Here is a 24,830-nt window from a genome sequence, read left to right on the forward strand (position 1 = left end):
GCAGCGGGAGCAGGAGGCAGGAGGCAGAAGGAAAGAAAAGGTTAGAAGGGAAAAGGTTTTTTTATCACGCTATTATCCGGACATGATATAAGACGATATTGATTAGCGACCGCGACGTTCCTACAGTGTACGCAAAAGTATAATTTGGGAGGTTCTTTTCCAAGATGATTGCAATCGGGAATATGAATACAATAATGTCCCTTCTCTAAATGAATCTCTCGACGAAGCTCAAAATCGTGACAATTGGATCGTAGTCAGTATGAAAGACGACTCCAATACTATTTTTGAGTCAGAACTATCAAGAACACCTCCAGTCTGTAACTAAACTTTAATCAGTAGGGTGGGCATTGCTTACCTGATATCAAATTAAATTAAGACCTTATATGATCAAATTCTCAAGCATTTTATGAAAACTTTTTGCTTAAAATCACTTATTATCTCTTTCCTAACTTATGAATTATCTGAAGTTATCGCTTCATTACAAAATTTAGCTAGAGTAACACAACGGACCACTATCATATCCCCTGATTTTTCACTCTCTATGCTTTCTTTCGCAACGTCTCTGAAGGCAACTCTCCAAACATGGCTTTGTAATCTCTAGCAAAATGACCTGCACTCCAGAACCAAAATTGACCTGCAAGCATAGTTATAGTAGAGTTCTCCGGATCGCTTGCCTTCAGGCGTTGTCGTAATGCATTGAGTCTTCGCACCTTGAGATAACGCATCGGACTCATGCCAAATAACTCCTTAAAACCACGGGATAAGGGGGAACTGCTAGACTCTAAATTTTGAGCTAGCTGTTTTAAGGTCAGAGGTTCTTCAAAGCTAGATAACATTTCTTGCTCTGCTTGGGCAATCAACTTAGCTTGTCGGGAAGGTTTGAGGGAACTTTTGGAATTCCACTTGATGGGAATCTTACTAATTAACAAAGGCAGGAAATCATTAGTAATAAGATCCACAACATGATCTTGTTGTAACCAACTTGGTTTATGTTCTGCTAACCAAAATATTTCCTTCAAGTAATCTTTAATTTCTTTCATCCCAGTTGGTAACAAATTCACATAATTTTTACTCAGGAAACAATCATCCAGATCGTGGCGTTGTAGTTGGTTTGCATAAGCATGAAAAGTTTCCACAGGGATTAAAATATTTGCGATCGTTCCACCTTGAGGCATGAGGAAGTCTACTTCATCTCCATTGAAACCAAAAATAGTCCTTTGAGGATCGATAGGGCGACGGTGGGAGTAAAATTCTCCTTCATTCTCAAACCAGACCATCGTAAAATCTCGGTATTTCTTCAAGTCTTCACCCCAAGTTTGAATCCCTTGATTCGCCTGATTGTATATGAAATGTAACTCACCAATCCGGATCGACAAAAACTTACTCTGGAGAGGACCAGTAGTGAGTTGTATCATCTGCATTCCACGATAGCCACAAAACTCAGTTGAATCGTGTTTGAGTCTTAATCTGGATTACGAAGAGGCCATCGTCCTTTCTTATTGGCAATGGCGATCGCCTCTTTATTTTGAATGAACTCAGCAAACTGTGGTAAGTTACTCATTTTTTATCAAGTCAATTAATAGGTTTGTATAATCGACTGATTAGCAATAATCATTAAAAATTTCATATCATAATATGATAATTATTGCCTTTATATTAAGAATTATTTTGATTATAAGAAAAATATTAAATCTTCCTCAAGCTATTTGACAAAGATAACTTTAGCTAGAATAATGACTAACTAAAGAACTTGAAGAAAAAGTTTTCAGTAAATTTGAATTTTCTCTTTCTGATTCTTTGTAACAAAATCTTAACATAAAAAAAGTAGATTTTGCCTCATGCGAAAAGCTATGAAAACAGGGATTGCTATCGCAATTTCCCTAGTGTTTGCAATGTCGGGAATCCTGCCTTGGTTTCCTACATCTGCTGCATTAGCCCAAACAAATGAGCCTCCTAACATTTTAGTGATTATGGGAGATGATATTGGTTGGACAAATGTCAGCGCCTACGAAAAAGGCATTGTTGGTTACGACACCCCTAATATCGATCGTATTGCCAACGAAGGTGTGCTGTTCACTGACTACTACGGCGAGCAGAGTTGTACCGCCGGTCGATCAACATTTATCACTGGACAAAGCGGCCTGCGTACTGGTCTACTGAAAGTGGGCTTCCCTGGTGCGCCGTTCGGCATCCAAGACAATGATCCCACCTTGGCGGAGATGCTCAAACCCTTGGGCTACACGACTGGCCAGTTTGGTAAAAACCACTTGGGCGATCGAAACCAGTTTCTACCGACGGTTCACGGCTTTGATGAATTTTTTGGCAACCTCTACCACTTGAATGCGGAAGAAGAACCGGAGAATGAGGACTACCCTGAAGACCCAGAATTTTACAACAAATTTGGACCTCGTGGCGTGCTTGATTGCATAGCATCGGATGAGGAGTATGAAGAGCCAATTTACCAGGAAGATGGAACGCCGATTCCTGATCAAGAGCTCAGGGAGATATCTCTCCAACGCTTCGGTGAATTGGGCTATCAGTTCTGTAAAGATACAGGGCCCCTGACTATTCAACGAATGAAGAACGTAGATCGCGAATTCCTTAATCGCACCAAAACATTCATTACTAATGCTGTTGAGAACGACCAGCCTTTCTTTACCTGGTTCAACTCAACCCGTATGCACTTCTACACCCACATCAACAAGAAAGTGGATGGTCTTAGCGGTCAGGGTTTCTACGGCGATGCTATGTTGGAGCACGACGGCCATGTGGGCGAGTTGCTGAAGTTGCTAGACCCGCCTAGTGAAGACAACCCAAATGGATTGGGCATTGCTGACAATACGATTGTGATTTATACCACAGACAACGGCCCCCATTACAACGAATGGCCAGATGGTGCTCTGAGTCCGTTCCGTGGTGAGAAGAACACCAACTGGGAAGGCGGCTACCGGGTTCCAGGTTTAGTGCGCTGGCCTGGTCGTATTCCGGCAGGCGTTGTCTCCCATGAAATTTTCTCCCACCTGGATTGGGTGCCAACACTGATGGCAGCAGCTGGCGTGCCAGACATAAAAGAAGAACTGAAGCTGCCATGTACCGTGCTTCCAAATATCGGGAAGCCCAATCTCTGCAATACCTATCTGGATGGGTATAACCAACTGGCCTATCTGGAAAATGCGGACCAAACCGATGCCGAGGGGGCGCGTCCGGGCTTCATGTACTTTAATGATGAGGGTCAATTGCCAGGGGTTCGGGTTGGTGACTGGAAAGTCGTCTATCTGGAGCAACGAGCCCACTATTTCGATGTTTGGCGGGAAGAGTTTGTACCCCTGCGAATTCCCAAGCTGTTTAACCTGCGTCGGGATCCCTACGAGCGAGCAGATACAGATTCAAACAACTATAACCAATGGTGGATTCGCCGTAGCTACTTACTGATACCTGCGGGCACACTGGTGAAGGAGTACCTAGATACTTTTTACAAGTATCCCCCCAGTCAGCCTCCTTTCCAGGCTAATCCTAACATAATTGTTGATGATATCATCGATTCAATCTCTAATCAGGAAGGAGCAGTCGGTACTAACTTATATCAGGGTGCTATTGATTAGTCCGTGGGGACTTTGCCCATCAGTGATTTTCCAGGCAATTAAAATTGACTGCGATATTAATTCCATGACTACACTACGGTGTACACACAAGTAGAATTTAGGAGGATCTTTTAAAGACTTTTGTTGAAGATAGATCCTCCTATTTCTGTTAACAACAATTTGACCTATTTTATTTCTTGATTTAAAGGTGCGTAAATCAATCATGAACTTTCTCAATATCAACAGAAAAACTATCACATTTTTTCTTTCGGTTCTGCTCTCAATCTTTTGTTTAGGCGGTACTTTAGGTTGTCTTCCTGCTCATGCTGTTGGTGAAGAGCACTTAAATTCTTGGAATGATACTGAAGCCAAAGAAGCGATCACCAATTTCGTGAACCAAGTTATTACTGATGGTGTTCCAGTAAAAGATCGCATTGCTGTCTTCGATAATGATGGAACCTTGTGGTCTGAAAAGCCTGTGTATTTCCCAATTCAGTTTGAATTGTCAATATTGGCAAATCACGAGAGTTCTGTTGGCTTAACAACAGACGAGTATATAGAGAAAGCTCATCAATTTGTCTATGAAGAAAATCAGGTAGATTTTGGTGTTCCATATAGAGAACTTGTATATGAACCTGTAATTGAGTTAGTTAACTACCTCAAAGCTAACGGTTTCAAAGTCTATATTTGTTCTGGAGGTGATATTGATTTTGTACGTTCCTTTTCTGACGAAGCTTATGGTATTCCCCCTGAACAAGTGATTGGTACTGCCGTCAAAACAAGCTTCGATGGAGAGTTTGGAGGAAACGTAACACGTGATACGGGTTTTTTAGCAGGAATGGTGGACCATGAGCAGCTAGCTCAGTATAACGATCAAGAGGGTAAACCAGTAGGGATTCAAAATCATATTGGCAAACGACCTATTATTGCAGTGGGTAACTCTAGCGGTGATTTTGAAATGTTTCAATACACTGATACTGGGGTTGATCAATCCTTGATCGTGCTAATTAATCACGATGATTGTGTTCGAGAATATAAATACAATGACGATCCTACAAGCTTTGAGATCACAGATTATGACTTAGTACTTGATAATGAATCTCTCTATGTAGCCCAAAATCGTGAAAATTGGATCGTAGTCAGTATGCAAAACGATTTCAATACTATCTTTGAGTCAAATCCATCAAGAACACCTCCCATGTGTCCTAAATTTTAGTTAGTCGTCATTCGGGTGAGCTTTGCTCACCTGATATAAAATTAAATTACAGCGGTTTTCATGTCAGTAGACCAAAGTAGGGACGTTCCATGGAACGTCCCTGGATTTTGTTTGTGACCATGTGGTTCATAAATTTGAAAAGCGCTGTAATACCCTGTATTATCGAAATATCAACCATTTTATGAAAACTTTTTGGTTAAAATCACTTATTCTGTGTTTCCTAACAATATCCCTGATTTTCCCTTTCTCCACACCAGCACAAGCATCCTCTACAGATAATAGTTGTCCAGAGGGAATGGTATTTATTCCTGGAGGAACTTTTACAATGGGATCGGATAGTCATTATCCATCAGAAGTTTCGGCAAATGATGTCACTGTAGATAGTTTTTGCATCGATCGCCACGAAATCACCAATGCCGAATTCCGCAAATTTGTCAAGGCAACAGGCTATAAAACTATTGCCGAACGCCCCCTCTCAAAATCACAATTCCCCAATCTAACCGACAAGCAACGACAACCTGGTTCCCTCGTCTTTCAACCTCCCTCCGAAGGCATCCAACAAGTTGCTTACTTAAGCTGGTGGCATTGGACAGTCGGTGCTAATTGGCAACATCCCTACGGTCCAAAAAGCAACATCAGAGGGAAAAATAATTATCCTGTGGTTCACATTGCTTATGAGGATGCTGTTGCTTATGCTAATTGGGCGGGTAAATCTCTCCCCACAGAAGCTCAATGGGAATATGCAGCGCGGGGTGGTCTTCAGGAACAAGAATTTACTTGGGGAAATCAATATTCTGCAAAGAAAGCCAACACTTGGCAAGGGATGTTTCCCTTTTTCAATACCAAAGAAGATAACTATTTAGGAACTGCACCTGTAGAATCTTTTCCTCCTAACGGTTACGGACTGTATGAGATGACCGGAAACGTTTGGGAACTGACATCAGACTGGTATCAAGTCGGACATTCTGGCAAAGACCATAGTGTAAACCCCCTCGGACCGGACAAAACCGCTAGTTTCGATCCCATCAAACCCCAGGAAGGAGCTTTACACGTTATTAAAGGTGGTTCTTACCTGTGCGCTAAAAATTATTGTAGTCGTTATCGACCTGCTGCCAGAGAGTCTCAAGCTCCTGATACCGGTACAACACATATTGGGTTTCGCTTAATTATATCATCCAGTTGAATAGTGATAATGAAGGTTCGTACAGACCGTACAATGAGGTTCTAAAGTTGCTGCCGCCTTTAACTATTGAAGATGAGTTGCTCCTTGAAGGTCTCGATATTATTGAAAAATCAGTTAAGCAATCGTTTGAATCACAAGAGGAGCAAGCATGATATTACGTCGTTTGCAAGAGATTATCGGAACCGAACATGAGGTATTTGCTGAGAAGAAAAACTGGGTGAGTCGGCAGTTACTCTTGAAAGAAGGAACTTTGAGAATCCCGGTAGGAAAGTGTTTCGTTTATGCCCGCCTGAAATCAAGTCCGCTGCGATTCAAAAGTTGGAGAGCGGCGAGTACCATTTTGAAGGAGTTTAAGGAATAAATGAAAAAAGTATTATTTGTAGTGAATATTTCCCTGGTTTATGGTTAGCCCTAGAGGCTTTACTTGCAGGGAATTTAACCCAAGTATTAGCAATTTTACAACAGGGATTAAATTCTTTATAATATCAAAAGTTTGTCAAAAATTTGAGCAAAAATCTTAATTATGCTGAATAACCCTTCCGAAAATCATTACAAAAATATCGCCAATATTTACGATAATCTCTGGTCATACTCTCCTGAATATATTAAATTTACAACTCAAAAAATCATCGAATATCTACACCTAACTCCCACAGATACTTTGGTAGATATTGGTTGTGGAACAGGAATTTATAGCAAAGAAATTATCAATCACATTCAATTACAGCAACCGATTATTTGCGTCGATCCTTCTGCTGAAATGCTAGGAATAATTCCTGCAAATAGTCGATTAAATCTCATAGAAATGGATGGAGTAAAATTCTCTAAAAACCCAGGAATTTATAACAAAATTTTCTTAAAAGAAGCTATCCATTATATAGAGGAAAAATTTATACTATTCCAGAATTTATGGCAAAGACTAACTCCTAGAGGAATTTTCTTGTTATTGCTTTTACCACCCACTATTGAGTATCCTTTATTTGCTAAAGCACTAGAATTGTACGAAAAAAAACAACCTCACTATCAAGAACTAATTGATTTACTTCAAAAAGTAGGTTTTTTTGTCGATTCTGATATTATAGAGTACCCTTTAGAATTGCCAAAAAGTCAGTATTTTGAAATGGTAGAAAATCGTTATATGTTTTTGCTTTCTGAATTTAATGATACTGAATTAGCAGCAGGTTTAAAGGAAATGGAAGAGAAATATCAGGATAAATCAGTTTTGAAATTTAGCGATCGCATGGTTTTTATCGCAGCAACTAAACCTGAGTATATCTGAAGTTAGTAGGGGTGAATGGCCATTCGCCCCTATGTTCTTGCCATGACTAAAAGTGCATTATGGCATATTTAGACATTATTTTTTTGTAAACCTTTTCTCTTACTGCACTTTGAGCTGGAAGTTGTAAAGACCTGATTGAGCAGCGCTGTACCGTTCTTAGAAACCTACGATTATCTGCAAAAATCTATGATTTTCTATAAATAATTCGGTTTTGAATCCAAGTAGCATAAAACAGATAATTAGAAATTATTATAGATTATACCAGATTATAGCCAACAGTTACTAGACCTACTTAAGAAATGTTTTTCTCACTGTTGTCTACTAATGCTAACTGTTCTCCTTTGTAGATAAACGTTGTAAAGATATGCTTGCTGCTTGAGATACTTGAGAATGGCTATCTTTTTCTAAATATTTCAAGGCAGATATACTCTTAGGAGTAGGCATATTTCCTAAAGCTTCTGCTAAACGTTGGCGAATTAACCAATCTTCTGAAAGGGCAAACTTGAGAATATGTTCTACTGCTTCTAAGTCTCCAATTTCTCCTAAAGCGGCGATCGCTGCTTGTTGTATCACCATCTCCTGATTATCTAAAGCTTCTATCAATAAATCACGGGCACGTCGATCTTTAAGGTTGCCTAGAGAAACTGCGGCACTGAAGCGTACTAACCAACTGGTATCTTCATAAAATGCTCTTGCTAAGGGTTCAAAAGCTCTAATATCCTCTAGATAACCTAACGCCCCCGCAGCATCAGCGCGAATGCCATAATCTGCATCTTTTTCTAACAATTCTACTAAAATTGAGTAGCATTCCTCTGTCTGTTTTACACCCAGGGCAAATACTGCCATGGAGCGTACTGGTAAATTTGGGTCATTCAATACTTTTTTAATCAAAGGTACTGCCTCAGTAGCAGATACTTCTCTTAGATAGGCCAGGGCAAGGAGGCGATCGCGAGAATTTTCACTATCTAATTGGACAGATATTTGCTCTAAACTCATATTTTGCATATTTGGCCTTTATTTGTAAAACTTTACATTTGTCTTATATTATAATTATAGTTAATAAATGAAGAGGGAAGAAGTTAAAAACAAATAAATCAAGAACAAATAATAATAGTGAGCTTTTGTGGAGAAGATTCTTCTATACATAAATTGATCACTCTCCTTGTTGTAGCATTCTTTTTAATAGTTGGTAGAATTATTCTTTTTAAATATTGGAAATAGTAGGGACATTCGATAGTATATTCCGACAAATATTATAGTTTTTAATCTGTGGCGATCTGTCTGAAAATTACTACAAGTAAAAAGAATCTTAGATTTTTTTCTCTCCTCCTAATATTTTTGATTAATTATCAACTGCTTATATTTTATGAAACTATAATTATAAGTTCAAATATTTTGCTGTTGATTATCAATATTTTTAGCAATGTTATGTAAGTTAGTTTTTCAGCCCCACTTTTTAGTGCCAATCACCTAATTCCCCTTTTCAAGTTTCATCTTCAGCGAGGGTAATTAGTTCATCTTTAAGGGTTAAGTCAAATTTAGTATGCAAACTTGGCGCTATATATATACCAAAATTATTTTCTTTATCTTGAGATTGAGAAGTTATCTTCACGCCAATACAAATTTCATTACGAGATTGAGCAGCAAATACACAGTCAGCAAAAGATAATTTACCAATTTTTTCAGTAGGGAAGAAAAGTTCTATAGGTTTAATATACATTTCACTACCTTCTGCCGAAAATAAATAACGATAGACTAATATTACCCCTGGTTCTTGAGATACTTGGGCTAAAATTTTCGACACGAATTGATTAGATAGTAGGAAGTCTTGAACCCCAGCTTTAATTACCAGATCTGTTTCTTCGGAGTCAGCTAATTCTGCTACTAATTCAGTTGTAACTGGCTTTCCTGTTTGCTCTGTATATTCCCAAAATATTTGCCGAATTTCTAGTAATATTGTTAGAGTTTTAGCATCTATTTCTTCAGAGTTTTTACCTTTACTCGCTAAAATTGAGATGCTGTTATATTTATATGGTTGGAGAGTTTCGAGTTCCTCAACAACATCTACATCTATTTCCCAAATTTCCATTGAAACTTCAGGATAAGTTTGACGAATTTCGTCAAATTGAACTTTAATTTCTGGTGTTAAGTTGTGAGTAACCAGATTAATTTCTGAACCCTCAAGTACATATTTAGCATATTCTCGGAGACAGATTGAAGTCTTTGAGTTCCAACCAATAATTAAATGTTTTTCTGTTTTTCTAGCAAGAGTTTTTCGGGAGTCAAGATAACCTAAAACTTGAGGTTTAACGAAAGGTTCCTGATGAAATGTAATTAGGGAGTCATCTTCCGCTAAAACAATTATTGATTCAGCATCTATTAAGTTGTAATTGTTATCTGGTTTGATAATTACATTACCATTTTTATCTCGCACACCTAAAGGAATACTTTTATAAAAATGAAATTGTAATTCGGTAAAACTTAGGTTTTGCCAATCATGTTCAGGACGATAAAAATAAATTTCATTTCCAGCAAAACCTACTAAATTTAAGTATACTGTTGCTAGCCCTACAGAGCGTGAAGTTTGGACTAAAATTCTACCTAAAATATCAGCTTCATTCAAAGTTGTTACAGCTGCAGGGGCAATGCTTTTAGCTAAAATACGATATTGTTCTGAGTGAATTTCAGCTATTATTGGTGGTAAAGATAATTTTTGTTCCTCATTAGCTGCTACAGTGGCTAAAATTGCTTTGACAACTCTGGCATCAGATAATTTTTTAAACTCTTTTGAATCTGAGCCTTTAGCATCGTTTAAAAGAACTACCGATCTAGCAACTTTAACTCCAACTTTATTCAGATTATTTATATTTGTTACTGTTCCACTACGAGTAACTACTCTAGTAGTTTTTAAGTCTCCTAATTTCTCCCGGAGAAAATCATCCATTTGTTCTTTATCTTGTGCTGATAAAATCACAATTACTGCATCAGATTCTGATTCATTGGCTATTACTAATTCAGTAATAATATCTACAATTCTGTCATTAAAACCTAAAATTAAAGTATGGTTTTTTTCTACTACCAAACTTTTACCTTTTTTCAGTAAAGTCAGTCGCGATTCAAATTCTTGAGTTATAAAAGCTACTAAACTAGAAAAAAGTACTAAACCTACAAAAATAGTTAACACTCCTACAGTTTTAGTGGAGAAATTTGCTTCGTCTCCGGTGTCTCTGAGACCTATAAGTTGAACAAATACATCCCAAAGTAAATCGCCTTCTAAATCTTGATTTGGGAACAGCCACTCAGAAATATAACGTAGAACTGTCATAAATACAAATGCCCCAAAAAAAGCAGAGAGCAATGCTAGAAATACAGAAAATCCACCCCTTGACATAAAGTTGTCAAACTTATATTGAAAGCGTTCTTGCCAGGAAATTTTACTTTGAGCAGACATAGATTTTTTCTTCAAATTAATATAACTATTTTGCCTGTGGTTGAATATGGATAAACATAATTTTATTTATCATTGATAATTATACAATGAATGAATGTATGTATGTTTAAAAAAATAGGAAGTTTTGTAATTAACTAATAAAATTCAACACAGGTACTTAACTATTGATTAAGACAGTCTGGTTGAATACTTATAAATAGCAAAAGGGAACATAGAAAAGACAGAAGGCATAGAAGGATATAGTTTTTATAGCAAACATGATTAAATAATGTGATAAATAAGCTAATAAGATGTGGGTTTCTTGATTTGGTTTGCTGGTAAAATTCGGATTGATGGAAAACCTCAAATCGTAAGCATTCAGCCGTCAGCTAGCCTCCTATGGTCGGAACTACGGACTTCAGTTATTGCTTTTAGCTTTAGATAAAAACTTTACTAATTAAGTCAGAATTTATACTTACTACAAAAACTGACTTTAAAGTCTATATTTATTTAACCCCTTCTTTTGCGGAGAGCTGACAGCTAATAGCTGTTTGCGCAGCATTCCGCAGGAAATGCTTACCTCAAATCTACTACCTATTAATTGATCAATTTATTAAACATTTCGTTATTTCTAATTTCGTCAAAGTCTGGTTCATTTTTTGCCATTTCTTGACATCTACTAGCATTGAGACTAATGGCTTTTTTCAAGGTTTTTAAACCTGCTTCAAGTTCACCTTTCAAAATACAACAACGAGCCTTATTATACCAAGCACTAAAAAAGTCAGGTTTAATTTTTGCTGCATTATCATAACAAGCGATCGCTTCTCCATAAATACCCAACTTCATCAAAGCAACCCCCCGATTATTCCACGCATCGCTATAATTATTTTTAATAGCAATTGCCTGATTATAAGACTTAACTGCCTCTTGATATTTTTGAATTTTTGCTAAACAAACACCACGGTTATTCCACGCATCAGCATAATCAGATTTAACTTTAATTGCTTGTTCAAAAGAATTAATTGCCTCTTGATAATGCTGCAATTCTATTAAAGAAACACCACGATTATTCCAGGCATCAGCATAATCAGCGCGAATTTGTAACGCTCTATCATAAGACACTATCGCCTCATCATACATTTTTAATCTTGTCAATACCACCCCTCGATTATTCCAAGTATCTGCCATTTCCGGATGAATTTTTAAGGCTTGATTGTAAGAAGAAACAGCTTCTTTGAGTCTACCTGCAAAGAAAAATTTATCTGCTTGTTTAGCATAATCATTTGCCATCATTAACGACTCAGAATTATCAGTTTTAGCAGCAGAATATTGAATCAACGTATCCTTTTGCAGTTGTTCTATTTTTTCGTCAGCTTGTTCACTTTGTTGTTGCAGTTCATCTAATATTATTTTAGCTTCATTGACGATTTCTTTTAACTGAGATATTGTGTCATATTTAAAACTTTCAATTTCTTGCTCTGTAATAAAAATTTTGTTAGATAATTTTGTCTGAAGAAACCAAATCCAAATGGCGGCAGAAGCGGGAAATAAAGTCAGCAAAATCAAAAAAATACTGAGCAATGATGTGGCATGACGAAATGTATAATCTACTTCTTCTCGCACGCGACTACGAATTTCTTCTTTCAGTTGAAAATTTTCTACTTTTTCCTGATTTTGAGCTAGTAAACTATCAATTGGATTAGTTACTAAATTTTTATTTTCCGGGAATACAGATAATAACTTTAAATCATTTTTTGGTTGGTAATTATCGTTAATTTTATTCTTTGTCCCTTGACTATACGCAGAATTTCCATTAATAGAAAATATTAGGGTGATAATTAAAATATAAATTGACTTTGGTAAGCCTTTACTGAGGTTTTTTAACATCTGCTTGTGGCAAAACTCTACCATGTTATATATAGCAAACTTTTTGAAATTTGGTATTATGTCATGTCCGGTTGAACAGTTATAAATAAACGACGAAGGAGTCAGTCTTCAGGAGTCAGAAGGAAATAAAGAAGAAGAAAGAGGAGGAGAAGAAGAAGGAGAAAGTTTTTTTATCACTAATTATCAGGACATGATATTAGGACAGATTGATAGCTTAAAACTCAGACAACGTTATTTCAGTTATCAGTTATCAGTTATCAGTTATCAGTTATCAGATTTTTGCTTCTTCCTTCTACCTTGAAGAAGGAGTCAGGAGTCAGGAGTCAGGAGTCAGGAGGGAAAATTGCATGGGGATTCGCTCCCCCAAACAATTTTGAGCACCGTGTAGACGGTGGGGTATTAAACCCATAAGGGAAATGATAAACTAATAATATTTCTATCTATAGCATTAGACATCTCCTCCAAATGAGGGAGTAGGGAGTAGAGGGAAAGATCAGTTATCACTTATCAGTTATCAGATTTTTACTTCTTCCTTCTACCTTGAAGAAGGAGTCAGGAGTCAGGAGTCAGGAGTCAGGAGGGAAAATTGCATGGGGATTCGCTCCCCCAAACAATTTTGAGCACCGTGTAGACGGTGGGGTATTAAACCCATAAGGGAAATGATAAACTAATAATATTTCTATCTATAGCATTAGACATCTCCTCCAAAAGAGGGAATAGGGAATAGGGAATAGGGGGAAATAATTGATAATTTCTGTACTATAATTGATTTGATTTTTGATTTTTGGAGATGTCTATTATAGAAATAGCAAATTTTTGACTTTTGACTTTTGACTTAAAAATGTCTGAATGGATTGAAATTGGTAGAATTGTTGCTCCTCAAGGTTTGAGAGGAGAGTTGCGAGTATATCCTAACTCTGACTTTCCAGAAAGATTCTTAGAACCAGGAAAAAGATGGTTATTACAACCAGGTCAGGTAGACCCCCAAGATATTGAGTTACTGGGTGGTCGTTATCTTCCTGGTAAAGAGTTATATGTAATACAGTTGGCAGGGATTGAAAATCGCGAACAAGCTGAAGCATTACGCAATAGTCATTTGTTCGTCCAACGAGGCGATCGCCCCCAACTAGCAGAGGATGAATTTTATCTACCAGACTTAATTGGTTTGACAGTTCTTAATCAATTAAATGGGGAAATTATTGGTAAAGTTGTGAGTATGATTTCAGCAGGAAACGATTTATTAGAGGTAGAAAAAATATCTACAGATACTCCTATTATTTCTGAAACTATTACTCAAGATAAACCACCACAAGAAAGTGGGAGAAGTCGGCGTAAGAAACATCAAAAAAAGCCTAAATATTCCCCTCCTAAAAATTTATTAATTCCTTTTGTTAAAGAAATTGTTCCTGTAGTTGATTTTGAAAAAGGCATCATTGAAATTCTTCCCCCATTAGGGTTAATTGACTTATAAAAAATGGGTGCATTTCAATTTTGATTGAAGAAGGAGACAGGAGACAGGAGACAGGAGACAGGAGGAAAATTACATGGGGATTCTAACCCCAAGTAATTTTGAACACCGTGTAGACGGTGGGGTATTAAACCCACAAAGAAAATGATAAAGCCAAAAAATTATCGCTTTTAGGCAACAGCTCATCTGGCAACAGGCAACAGGGAATATATAGGAAAAAAGTATTTTTGCAAATATGAGATGCTCCCTAAAAAATTACATCAACTGAAATTCTTTAATAGCAGGTAAAAAGTTTTTATTTTCATGACTTGGGCGACTAAGTTTAATCAGAACAAATCTTTGTAGTGGAGTTAGATTTTTCCATTGCTCTAATTTAATTTCAACCCCTGTTTCTTGAGCTTTACTTTGAACAGCATCCGGAATTTTTGTGTTATCCATCCAAGCTGGATTTAGTTCTATAGATAATTCTTTAGCAGGGGTATCTGTATGTTGAATTACTAACTCATATAGCCACTCTCGATAATTTTTAATTTCCTCTGGTGTACTGCAAGATTTATCTACTAGCTCTTGACGAATTAAATGATTAAATTGATGCCAGTGAGATAATTTTAATTTAACTCCACAGGTATCTAATTTATAACGGACTATCATAGGAATACATCGTAGAGATTCTACAAAGTCTTGCTCAAATTCAAAATAATTATTCATTATATTTTCTTGATTTTTCAGTTTTATATAATGTCCGGTAAAACAGTTATGATTAGGGTCGTAGTTTTGCTCTATTCCTAATATTTAGGGTTTGCTGAAAAAGTATTTTAGTAGGGGTAGGAGACAGGAGACAGGATAAATGGGAATGATATCATGTCCGTTTATATCGTTTGTGTAAACCCAAGGGTGAATATCTACAGGAAATAATGGTTTTTTTCTTGCGAGGGTAGCCTTTCTTCCTCTTCTCTCTTCCCTCTTCCTTCTTCCCTCTTCCTTCTTCCTTACCTTTGCTATACAAGACCGATGCTGCCGGACATGATATGAGCGAGGAAGTAGGAGTAAGAATTGTAAGAGTGATTTTTCTGCCCAACTATGAGCCTAAAATACTAACTTTTTGAGCGTTTTAGACTGAAACAGGCGCACTTTTTTCGTTCCCAAAAAGGCTAAATTATTTATATGTCAATGCTTTTATATTTAATCAGCAAGCCCTATTTAGCCCTAATATTAAGTCTGATTAATTAGCCATAATAAAAATGTTTTATAGCGTTTCTCAAATTAGTGAGATACAGTTGGTTTTCTTTTTTTCTATCCCCTGTCTCTCGAATTACTACTCCCTACTCCCTAAAACAAATGAATTTTGTACCTCACCAATATGAGAATTGCTATATTAAGTAATTAACACAGACTGAATAACTTTTTTTGATAATTATTAGCTAGTTATTGTTAATTATTCTTATTTTTACTTCTCCCCCACCTGCCCACTACCCCAGGGCTAATTCATTGTCGTCAGAGAATATTTATATGGATATGAAATACATTTAATTATGCAAATATTAAGAATCTCCCCATCTCCCTATCAATTTTTCTAAGCGTGACAATAAATTGACCCTGCTCCACTCCCCCGCTCAAGAAAATGTAGCAAACATTTATCAAATTGGTATAAAGGACTAGAGCAAAACTACAAACAAAAAATTATTTCGGCAACTTATATTGCCCTACAATTTTCTTGGCAAACTCTGGCACATGAGCCTCTAATTTTTCTGGATAATTCCGCTTTACATAAAGATAATTGCGAGTGAAATGAGAATCAATAGAAAACCGCCCATATTCCAAACCTTTAGGACCGATTTTTTCAATCACAACTCCCATTAATTTGGCAGCCCACATTGGCAAAGTAACAGCTTGGTCGTAAGCCGGAATACTTTGTTGAACAGCATTTTTTCTATCTCCTTGAGACATTACAGGTTGAGTATCTAACTGATTCATCACCAAATCTAACATTTGTTTTCCCGTCTCATTCCTAACAGTAATCCACTGCCAACCAAAAGGCGCTCCCATATATCCCACGACCAAATCTGCCAAACCATTTACATAGTCAAAACAACTCATACAAGAAGGAGCAAAGACATCTTTTAATTTCTTAGTATTCAAACCAAAAAATGGCACTTTTTCTATCGACCCATCCTCATGTTTAAAATGTACTCGAAAATCTTGCATAAATTCATAATGCACCACAGTTTCTGGTGACTTACTCGTAGTATCCAAGAACTTTTGCAAACCCTCTCTAGTCACATTATCCACACAAGGAGTTCCCAAAACATAGAGCTTTTCTAAACCTAATTGTTTTTCCACCGCTCGTAATGCTTGAATCTGACAACCAACCCCAATTACTAACAGTTTTTTCATGCCAGAATTTTCAATTTCTTCTAATACTGAAAGATTAGGAGAAAGAGTCGGTTTATTCACTTTTGCTGCCAATACTTCCTCTGGAGTCCGCGCAATAACTGGCATCGGTTGAAAGCGGTCTTCCTTAGTATTTTGCACGCAGACAACACCTTCCACAATACCTTGATTCAACATTTCACAGGCGATCGTACTCACAATACCAGTCCATTGTGCGCCCTCAATAGGTTGTTTTTTGCGAGCTGCCATCATATCTTGATGAACGCCGAAATAAGTCTCATTTTCATTATCTAGGTTGCGGGTGCGTCCGTGAGTTTCTTGTTCGAGGTTGTCAAATTGTTGATTAAGAAATGCACAAGCATCCTTGACATAATGGATATAATATGTATCGCACAAACCACATTCGCTACAGAGTTCTTTGGCAGGGCGACGGGCACCTGGTCTAAGTGCTTTAGCTTTCTTGTGTTTAGGGGTGTTTGGAGTCATTTCAGTTATCAGTTATCAGTTATCAGTTATCAGTATAAAATGGATATTCCCAAATTTAGCAGGAAACTAAAAGAGGTTCGGTAATGAGTGTAAATTACATTTTAAGCCAATATGTTGTCATTGCGACCGACAGGGAAGCAATCCCATAGTCCCAGAGATTGCTTCCTTCCACTCCGTTACAGTCGCAATGACTTTGCAGTGACTAATTACCCGGATTCTATATCACTCATTTATTGACAATAATTGCTATAATAGACATTCAAAAATTCTCTTTTTGGGTATTCTAATTTATGGTCAAGCTTCCTAAACAGACCTTATTAGCTGTGCTGAAAATAGCTCTGGTGTCTACTTCTTTGCCTTTAATAGTAACAAGTTTGTCTCCATTATACCCAAGCACTAAGCAAATTAATAGTCTAGTATTTGCCCAAGAAAATGTTGAGCCTAACCCTCAACCTACTGCTAGTCTTGAACCAAAAAATACAACTCAACCCACTGAACAAAAAACACAGGAAAAATCGGAAAATTCTGATGATGAGAAAGACTGGGAAGGGTGGTTAATTTTAATACCTGTGCTGATAAGTCTATATTTAGGAATTCTGTGGTTTCGCCCCCTATGGTTATTGCTGCTACCTGCGGAATTAAAGATACCGAAAACACCAATAACTCCAGAAGTTAAACTACCTGTTGGTATCTTACGTTTTCTCAAGTATCGCCCCAGGGTATTAGATGCTTGGGTGGAAAAACATCTGGAGACTTTTCAACAGAAGTTTCTGGAGAATGAAACTGTTGACGAACGAAAAGATTATGTTTCACTTCCGGTGGAATTAAATACTCAGGAAATTGATGAGCTGACAGCGGAAACCTTGAGCGAACCTTTTAACAGAGAAAAGCGAGTGCGACTGTTAATTTGGGGTGAAGGAGGCTCAGGAAAAACAACTATTGCTTGTCAAATTGCTAAATGGGCAATGAAAAAACAGCATCAGTCTAAAGCTTTAGCTAAACATTTGATGTTACCAGTTTTAATTGAGAAGGAAATTGATAATACTGGGGATGGCATCAAACCGATAATGGAGGCAATGATGGCTGAAATTCAGGAGTTGATCGACAACGAACAAATGATTGTTGATGAATTATTAGTTAAACAACTCCTGCGACAACGCCGAATTTTATTGATAGTTGACCGCTATTCGGAGATGAGTCAAGAAACTCAAGAAAAAATTAATCCTAACCCGAAAGAGTTTCCGGCAAATGCTTTAATTGTCACTTCCAGAATAGAGGAAGATTTCCGGGGTATTGATATCAAAATTAAAACTCTCAGGTTTGATGGAGGAAAGTTAGCTTACTTTATCGAGCAGTATTTGAAGGAGTGCGGTAAATGGCATTTATTTGAGGCAGATCAAGAAGAGTTTTTACAGGAATGCGCTCAACTTGCACGCATTGTTGGGGAACAGAAGACTATTACTGTTTTGCTGGCAAAGCTTTATGCTGAGAAGATGATTAATAGTAAGGAGAATAATTTTACCTCCGAGGGTTCTCTGGACAATATTCCCGATCTGATACTTAACCACTTAGAAAAGTTGAACCATCAAGGTGAAAGAGAGACTAAGAGTGAATATCCTACGGTTAAAAAGGATGCTCAACTAATTGCTTGGAAATGTTTGGAACAAAGTTATAAACCATCCTATGCGGAACGGGAAGCAGTGGTTAAAGCTTTTGACGAGTTGGGGAGAAATGATGCAACATTATGTCTTGAGTATTTTGAGAAACATCTGCGACTGCTTAAGTCTATTGGATACGGTGAAAGAAAAGACAGAAACAAAATTCGCTTTGCTCTCGATCCGTTGGCGGAATATTTGGCTGCACTATATTTGGTACAGGAGAATAAGGATGATGAGGAAAAGTGGCGGAAGTTCGTGGTAACAGCAGAGGAAAAGTTGGGAAAGGAAGAAATTAAAGGCTTTTTGTTGGCAGTGAGAGATTGTTGTTTGGCAAAAGGTTCGGAGGTTAGAGTACCTAGTTTTGTAGCAGATGAAATTGGGAAACTGGCAGGATTGGATTTGGAGGCTTTACAAAAAGAGTTAGAGAGGCAAAGGATTAAAAGGTTTGTCCGTAATTTGTTTGCTCCATGGGCAACGGTAAAAGATAGGATGGACGATCTTAGAAAAATAGGAGATAGTGGTTCGGTAGCTAAATTTGTTGCCCTTGATATTGTTAAATGTCTAAAAGATGATGATGAAGAGGTGCGTTTTTCTGCTGTAGAAGCATTGAGCAAATTAGATAATGTTTCTGAACTATCTGAACCAGCAGTACAAGCTCTATTAGCCTTACTTGAAGATGAAGATTCAGGCGTGCGTCAATCTGCTGCACAGGTATTGGGCAAGTTAGGTAATGCTTCTGAACCAGTGGTACGAAATCTTTTAACCTTGCTTCAAGATGATTATCTAGCAACACGTATTTCTACTCTAGTAATATTGGGCAACTTAGGCAATACTTCTGACATTGTAATCCAAACTGTTTTAGCTTTACTTCAAGATAACGATTTCATCGTGCGTCTTGTTGCTGCACGGGCGTTGGGTAACTTAGGCAATGCTTCTGAAACTGTGGTGCAAGCTCTTTTACTTTTACTTCAAGATGAAGATTCAGATGTGCGTTCCTATGCTGCAGAAGCATTAGAAAAGTTAGGCATTAATTCAGAAGCTGAAAAGTAGAAAACTCTGTTGTTATATTAATAAATATTTCAGAGGAAAAAATGATGAAATTAACAGAAATTAGACAACAAGGATACAAAGCACTAATAGATTCATTAGGTGTTGTGGGAATGTTACGTTTTCTCCAAGAACTTGATGCAGGTTATGGAGATTATACCAAGGAAAAATATCAATTAGAGGAACCTACGTTTGAGGATTTTGAAGAGTTTATTCGACAAAAAAATCAGCTACAAGATGATAGTTCAGAAGTCAATTTTTCAGCACCAGAAACATTAGATAAATTAGATATAGCAATTATCGAATCGATAAGGTATGTTCACGATCCCCCTAAATCCCCCTTGAAAAGGGGGACTTTGAAGCTCCCCCCTTCTTAAGGGGGGTTAGGGGGGATCGAATATCTGTACCTCACGGATTAAAGAATTGCTATAATACTTCAGAAGCAGTTGTGCAAACTCTATTAACTTTACTTCAAGACGACAATTCAAGTATGCGTTTTTCTGCTGTAGAAGTGTTAGGTAAATTAAGCAACTCTTCAGAGCCAGTTGTGCAAGCTCTATTAACTCTACTTAAATATGATGATTCAACAGTGCGTTCCTCTTTAGTAGAAGTATTAGAAAAGTTAGGTAATGGTTCAAAACCTACTTGAGTAGGGGAGTGGTAAACATAATAATAATTATTATTAATACTATAGTAGTTCTTTAACCTATGAAGTACAGTTTTAGAACCCCCCCTGACCCCCAGATCCCCCCTAACCCCCCTTAGTAAGGGGGGAACCACTAAAGTCTTCAAAGTCCCCCTTTTTAAGGGGGATTTAGGGGGATCGTGAATATACCTCATAACTATAGGAATTGCTATAAAAGGAGCAAAAATAAAATGCCTTACAGCGATTTAACATTACCAAAAATCCAACAAGAATTTTCCTTAAAAATAAATGAAAAAGTCGATTTTTTTGCCAATATTTCAGAAGTTAAACCAAGCGATTTTCTAAAACAAACATTACAAAATAACTTACCATTAGCCTTAGCAATTAATACAGAAAAAGCCCGTTTCCTGACGGAATGCTCCGCAAACAGAAATGATTATTGCCCCGATTCTAATAGAATTCCGAAAAACCCTCAATAATCAAATTAGCCTGTTTTCCGGAACAGAATTTAACGTCGATACTACCAGAGGATTAAACGGTACTTGTGACTTTCTCATTAGTCTAGACCCAGAACAACTATTTATTAAATCTCCAGTTTTTGCCATTGTAGAAGCCAAAAAAGAAAACTTAAACGCCGGATTAGGGCAATGTCTCGCAGAAATGATAGCAGCACAAATATTTAATCAACAACAAGGCAATCAAATTTCCACCATTTACGGCGTTGTCACCACTGGAAATATTTGGAAATTCTTAAAATTAGAAAATACAGAAGTTCATATCGATCTAACAGAATATTTTATTAATAACTTAGAGAAAATCATGGGAATTTTATCTCTCGGAATTAACAGTAATTTGCCTAACAAATAGCAAAATTTGTAGATGCGTTAGACGGCAAAAAATTAGAAGATGAAAGGTATTTAACAATCCGTCGCCGGACACCGTTAAAGAAAAAATTATATAAAATCTGGTTGAATAGTTGTCATTGCGACGACCGGAAGCAATCTAAGGGTTTTAGGAGATTGCTTCCTTCCACTCCGTTCCAGTCGCAATGACTCAGATATAGTAATTATCAGGATTTGATATTAATTGCTATAATGTCAAAAATAACCCCAAAACTCGACCGAAATTCAACAAAAAAATGCTATTATGTCAGCAAAAGACATCTTTCACGACGCAGTACGTTCCGCCCTCGAAAAAGATGGATGGACTATAACTCACGACCCTCTATTTATGAGAGTCGGCGACGTTAGTTTCCAAATAGACTTAGGTGCAGAAAAAATCATTGCTGCCGAAAAAGGCGATCGCAAAATAGCGGTAGAAGTTAAATCTTTTGTAGGAACATCCGAGGTTAAAGAATTTCATTTAGCTCTCGGTCAAATGCTTAACTACCGCTCTGCATTAAGAAAAACACATCCAAATCGAATATTATATCTGGCAATTACCTTTGAGGTTTACGATGGCTTTTTTCGTCGCGAATTCGTTCGAGATGTCATCGCCGAACATCAATTAAAATTACTAATTTTTGACTCTAACAAAGAGGAAATTGTGACATGGAAAAACTAAATTACCCCGAACTGGTGCAAAAAATTTTGACCGAAAGTTTCTTAGGAGAAGATATCTCTCCAGATACAGAAGTAGAAGCAGTTTTCGATACGGTGCGCCATCGCTATCTAGTCATTAATTTAGGTTGGGACGACCACAAACGGGTATATGGGACCACAGTTCATGTAGATATTAAGGATGGGAAAATCTGGATACAACAAGATTGTACGGATATCGGTGTTGCCGACGAGTTGTTAGCAGCAGGTGTACCCAAGACAGATATAGTTTTGGGTTTTCAATCTACCTATCGGCGACAGTTTAGCGGGTTAGCTATCGGTTAGGACTATAGCGCTACGCGCAAGTTAAAAGTTAAAAGTAATATCTGACTAAGTTTGAGCATTTAAAAATGTCCTAACCTATTTGCGTAGTGCTATAACTAATGAAGTAAAATAATAATATAGCAAGGAACGAGGTGGTTAGGACATAGACTAATGATGAATCTTAGATTAGGCAATGTTTTTCCCACTTTTGCCTGTTGCCTGTTGCCTGTTGCCTGCTATACAAGATTAAATTTCTTGCAAAAAACTCTCTCCTGGTAACGACAAATTTTGTAGTTTACTATTTACCCAATTTGCTGCTGCTAACCCAGAAGCAAAAGCACTCTCAATATTATCTCCGCCACACCAGTCACCTGCACCTACTAATGGCAACGGCAATTCTGTATTCAGACAAGAAATAGCCAAAGGTTGACGACAAAAAGCATAACGCCACCGATGTACTTGCAACCATTCTGGAGATTTTAACCATGGCATTAACTGTTGCGCTGTATACTCTAGTAATTCTTGCCCCACTGCTTGTAAGTCTGTGGTGTCGAGGTGGGTAGTGGCAAAATTGGCGTTGCTTTGAATAACAAATACAGGTTGAGTAGAATTGAGACGTTTACTGCTATCAAAACCCACCCAGGCAAGATAGTCATCATGAGGAAAAGCAAGCGATCGCCACTCTGGTAAATTTTCCTGTAGAGCAGAAGAATATCCCGCCATCACAGTAATACAGGGGTCATATTCCACCAAACGTAAATTATTGATAAATTCCAGTGGTGTTTCCGCAACAGGTTTATCTAAAATAATTAATGCTTGAGGTGCAGGAATAGCTACAACAACAGCTTTCGATATTACTTCTATAGGTTTTTCAGTAGCAGCATCATTCATAACTTCCAAAGTCAGATGCCAATTTTTATCCACTTTTGGGTGCATAGTTTCCACTCGCCTACTAAACCAAACCTCTAAATTTTGGGCAAGAAATTTACCCACAGAGTTCATTCCCTGGGGCGCAATATAACAATCTTTGGTCAGAGGAAGTATTCGTCCCTGGGGTTGAGTTAGTTCATAAATTTTATCCGTCCAAAGTTGGAGAATGTGCTCGGAAGAAAGGCCATTTTTTTCTTTTTCTAGATAATTAATTAATTGTTGCAAAAATTTACCTGTGGGTTCGAGGTAACGTAGCCCATGATCTACACGAGTTCCTGATACACGGCGAGTTGCCATCCGTCCCCCCGTTCCCCGAGATTTTTCCAGTACCACCACTGAATAACCAGCCTGCTGGAGTTGTTGAGCGCAGACTAAACCAGCCATACCAGCACCAATTACTGTAACATCAAATTGTTGCGATCCCATCATCATTTTCCTGGCGACAATAAATAGTTATGTTATAATAACTTGGCACTCAGCCTTAATTTGGTAATTTGCTTCAGGACTTACGCAGAGACTCTACATAAAGAGAGGGCGAATGCTACAGATGGGGAGGGCGAATACCATTCGCCCCTACAGATGGTGGTTTAAAAGTCAATTTGTGTAAGTCCTGGTAAAATAACTAACTCATGCTTAGTGGGTGTGGAGGAATTTAAGTTGAATGAACTAAGAGCAGCACTAGAATTAGCAACAGAAGAGGAGTTACAGCAGTTAACAGAACTTTTGTTTGGGCGCGGGATCAATCCTTTGGATTATTTCCAGACTCCTCTACCTATAGATGTACAAAGTCGCGATCGTGATGCCTGGTTAGACGCCCTAGAGCAAAGATTTTGTTATCTGGTGGCAGATGGCATGACAGTATTGCGAGGGCGCACTCAACAAATAACCTATCGGCAAGCTTTAATCAAAATTTGTCGTTATCTGAAAATTTCCTACTCTCAAAAGCTTTCAACTATAGATTTAGAAGCAGAGGTATTTCTCCATGTTTTAGGTCAGGCATGGAAACGTCTACCAAAATCAGAACAAGAGGTCTTAAGTCAAAGTATATGTAGATCCCTTGCCGAATCTAATGTGCCTCAGCCTTTACCAATATTAATACAAAAAAATCCATTAAGTTTACTATTGAAAGGTGGTAGTGCTTTGGCTGTGAGTTCGATTTTGAAACCCATTTTACTTAAGGAATTTGCCCGTCAGTTTGCCATTCATTTTGCTAAATATCAAGTGACAAAAGCAGCATTAGTTAGGGGTGGGGCAACCGCAGCAGCTCAGTTTCAAAGTCACATAACTATGCAGATGGCCAATCGAGGTATGGCCATAAGTGCAGCTCGTTATGGGGCAGCGCGGACAGCTTTAGGATTCTTAGGCCCGATGCTCTGGACTTGGTTTTTGGCCGATTTGGGTTGGAGAGCGATCGCTACAAATTATGGCCGTGTGATTCCGGCTGTTTTTGTTTTGGCCCAGATTCGGTTGTTGAATTAGGACAGCTAGACACTGATTATGGCACGGATGTACGGATGATGGATAATATACCTCTGCAAAAATACCGATTTCGGTTGGAGAGCGAAGGATGCGTTATAATTTAGGTTTTATTTTAGAGTTATATAAAGCTCTAAAACAATTTAATTATTATTAGAACTATGTATCCACTCAATATGATGGGGTAGGCAATGATGATAACTGCCAAGGCCAATGAAAGGGATTGATAAAAAAGGGAGCGATCGTATCGGCTCAATCAATCAGGGTAGCCAAAAAAGAATAAAGGATAA

At 37.6% G+C, this 24,830-nt stretch carries 20 protein-coding genes; 13 read left to right on the forward strand and 7 right to left on the reverse strand.

The window, feature by feature from the left end; all coding sequences use genetic code 11:
- Window positions 1–539: 539 nt before the first annotated feature.
- Window positions 540–1,415 carry a helix-turn-helix domain-containing protein gene (locus F6K23_RS08040; protein ID WP_293153089.1) on the reverse strand — a complete coding sequence of 292 codons (876 nt, stop codon included), beginning with the start codon at window positions 1,413–1,415 and terminating at the stop codon, window positions 540–542.
- A gap of 435 nt (window positions 1,416–1,850) precedes the next feature.
- Between F6K23_RS08040 and F6K23_RS08045 the strand changes: the two genes are divergently transcribed.
- From F6K23_RS08045 to F6K23_RS08060, 4 genes are all read left to right on the forward strand, one after another.
- Entirely contained in the window at window positions 1,851–3,602 is a 1,752-nt protein-coding gene (locus tag F6K23_RS08045; protein WP_293153092.1) for an arylsulfatase, read from the forward strand.
- A gap of 202 nt (window positions 3,603–3,804) precedes the next feature.
- Window positions 3,805–4,797 carry an HAD family phosphatase gene (locus tag F6K23_RS08050; RefSeq protein WP_293153095.1) on the forward strand — a complete coding sequence of 331 codons (993 nt, stop codon included), beginning with the start codon at window positions 3,805–3,807 and terminating at the stop codon, window positions 4,795–4,797.
- Between the two features lie 181 nt (window positions 4,798–4,978).
- Entirely contained in the window at window positions 4,979–5,980 is a 1,002-nt protein-coding gene (locus F6K23_RS08055; protein ID WP_293153098.1) for a formylglycine-generating enzyme family protein, read from the forward strand.
- A gap of 523 nt (window positions 5,981–6,503) precedes the next feature.
- Window positions 6,504–7,259 carry a class I SAM-dependent methyltransferase gene (locus F6K23_RS08060; RefSeq protein ID WP_293153101.1) on the forward strand — a complete coding sequence of 252 codons (756 nt, stop codon included), beginning with the start codon at window positions 6,504–6,506 and terminating at the stop codon, window positions 7,257–7,259.
- A 327-nt stretch (window positions 7,260–7,586) separates the two neighbouring features.
- Here the strand turns inward: F6K23_RS08060 and F6K23_RS08065 are convergent, their stop codons facing one another.
- The 3 genes from F6K23_RS08065 to F6K23_RS08075 form a co-directional block, all read right to left on the reverse strand.
- A complete protein-coding gene (locus tag F6K23_RS08065; RefSeq protein WP_293153104.1) occupies window positions 7,587–8,264 on the reverse strand; it encodes a HEAT repeat domain-containing protein in 678 nt (225 codons plus the stop codon).
- A 478-nt stretch (window positions 8,265–8,742) separates the two neighbouring features.
- On the reverse strand, window positions 8,743–10,710 hold the full coding sequence (locus F6K23_RS08070; RefSeq protein ID WP_293153107.1) for a hypothetical protein: 1,968 nt from the start codon (window positions 10,708–10,710) through the stop codon (window positions 8,743–8,745).
- A gap of 576 nt (window positions 10,711–11,286) precedes the next feature.
- Window positions 11,287–12,576, reverse strand: a complete 1,290-nt coding sequence (locus tag F6K23_RS08075) for a tetratricopeptide repeat protein (RefSeq protein WP_293153109.1) — start codon at window positions 12,574–12,576, stop codon at window positions 11,287–11,289.
- An 841-nt stretch (window positions 12,577–13,417) separates the two neighbouring features.
- On the opposite strand from F6K23_RS08075, the gene rimM reads away from it, so the two are divergent.
- The gene (gene rimM / locus F6K23_RS08080; protein ID WP_293153112.1) at window positions 13,418–14,047 is read left to right on the forward strand and encodes a ribosome maturation factor RimM; all 630 of its coding nucleotides are present in this window, start codon (window positions 13,418–13,420) and stop codon (window positions 14,045–14,047) included.
- 252 nt (window positions 14,048–14,299) lie between these two features.
- Here the strand turns inward: rimM and F6K23_RS08085 are convergent, their stop codons facing one another.
- On the reverse strand, window positions 14,300–14,752 hold the full coding sequence (locus F6K23_RS08085) for a nitrate reductase associated protein (RefSeq protein WP_293153114.1): 453 nt from the start codon (window positions 14,750–14,752) through the stop codon (window positions 14,300–14,302).
- A gap of 972 nt (window positions 14,753–15,724) precedes the next feature.
- On the reverse strand, window positions 15,725–16,921 hold the full coding sequence (locus tag F6K23_RS08090; RefSeq protein WP_293153116.1) for a Coenzyme F420 hydrogenase/dehydrogenase, beta subunit C-terminal domain: 1,197 nt from the start codon (window positions 16,919–16,921) through the stop codon (window positions 15,725–15,727).
- A 290-nt stretch (window positions 16,922–17,211) separates the two neighbouring features.
- On the opposite strand from F6K23_RS08090, the gene F6K23_RS08095 reads away from it, so the two are divergent.
- From F6K23_RS08095 to F6K23_RS08120, 7 genes are all read left to right on the forward strand, one after another.
- Complete coding sequence (locus F6K23_RS08095; protein ID WP_293153119.1) at window positions 17,212–19,629, forward strand: HEAT repeat domain-containing protein; 2,418 nt, start codon at window positions 17,212–17,214, stop codon at window positions 19,627–19,629.
- A 41-nt stretch (window positions 19,630–19,670) separates the two neighbouring features.
- Complete coding sequence (locus F6K23_RS08100) at window positions 19,671–20,003, forward strand: hypothetical protein (RefSeq protein WP_293153122.1); 333 nt, start codon at window positions 19,671–19,673, stop codon at window positions 20,001–20,003.
- 71 nt (window positions 20,004–20,074) lie between these two features.
- Complete coding sequence (locus F6K23_RS08105) at window positions 20,075–20,275, forward strand: HEAT repeat domain-containing protein (RefSeq protein ID WP_293153125.1); 201 nt, start codon at window positions 20,075–20,077, stop codon at window positions 20,273–20,275.
- Between the two features lie 227 nt (window positions 20,276–20,502).
- Window positions 20,503–20,751, forward strand: a complete 249-nt coding sequence (locus F6K23_RS41605) for a hypothetical protein (protein WP_367267653.1) — start codon at window positions 20,503–20,505, stop codon at window positions 20,749–20,751.
- Entirely contained in the window at window positions 20,705–21,139 is a 435-nt protein-coding gene (locus F6K23_RS08110; RefSeq protein WP_367267654.1) for a hypothetical protein, read from the forward strand. The genes F6K23_RS41605 and F6K23_RS08110 overlap by 47 nt, the downstream gene beginning before the upstream one ends.
- A gap of 279 nt (window positions 21,140–21,418) precedes the next feature.
- Entirely contained in the window at window positions 21,419–21,835 is a 417-nt protein-coding gene (locus tag F6K23_RS08115) for a XisH family protein (protein WP_293153128.1), read from the forward strand.
- Window positions 21,823–22,155 carry a XisI protein gene (locus F6K23_RS08120; protein WP_293153131.1) on the forward strand — a complete coding sequence of 111 codons (333 nt, stop codon included), beginning with the start codon at window positions 21,823–21,825 and terminating at the stop codon, window positions 22,153–22,155. The genes F6K23_RS08115 and F6K23_RS08120 overlap by 13 nt, the downstream gene beginning before the upstream one ends.
- A 225-nt stretch (window positions 22,156–22,380) precedes the next feature.
- On the opposite strand, the gene F6K23_RS08125 is transcribed toward F6K23_RS08120, so the two are convergent.
- The gene (locus F6K23_RS08125; RefSeq protein WP_293153167.1) at window positions 22,381–23,493 is read right to left on the reverse strand and encodes an NAD(P)/FAD-dependent oxidoreductase; all 1,113 of its coding nucleotides are present in this window, start codon (window positions 23,491–23,493) and stop codon (window positions 22,381–22,383) included.
- A 228-nt stretch (window positions 23,494–23,721) separates the two neighbouring features.
- Between F6K23_RS08125 and F6K23_RS08130 the strand changes: the two genes are divergently transcribed.
- A complete protein-coding gene (locus tag F6K23_RS08130) occupies window positions 23,722–24,543 on the forward strand; it encodes a YaaW family protein (protein WP_293153134.1) in 822 nt (273 codons plus the stop codon).
- The last annotated feature ends 287 nt before the right edge of the window (window positions 24,544–24,830 follow it).

This window comes from Okeania sp. SIO2C9 (assembly GCF_010672455.1).
GTDB lineage: Bacteria > Cyanobacteriota > Cyanobacteriia > Cyanobacteriales > Microcoleaceae > Okeania.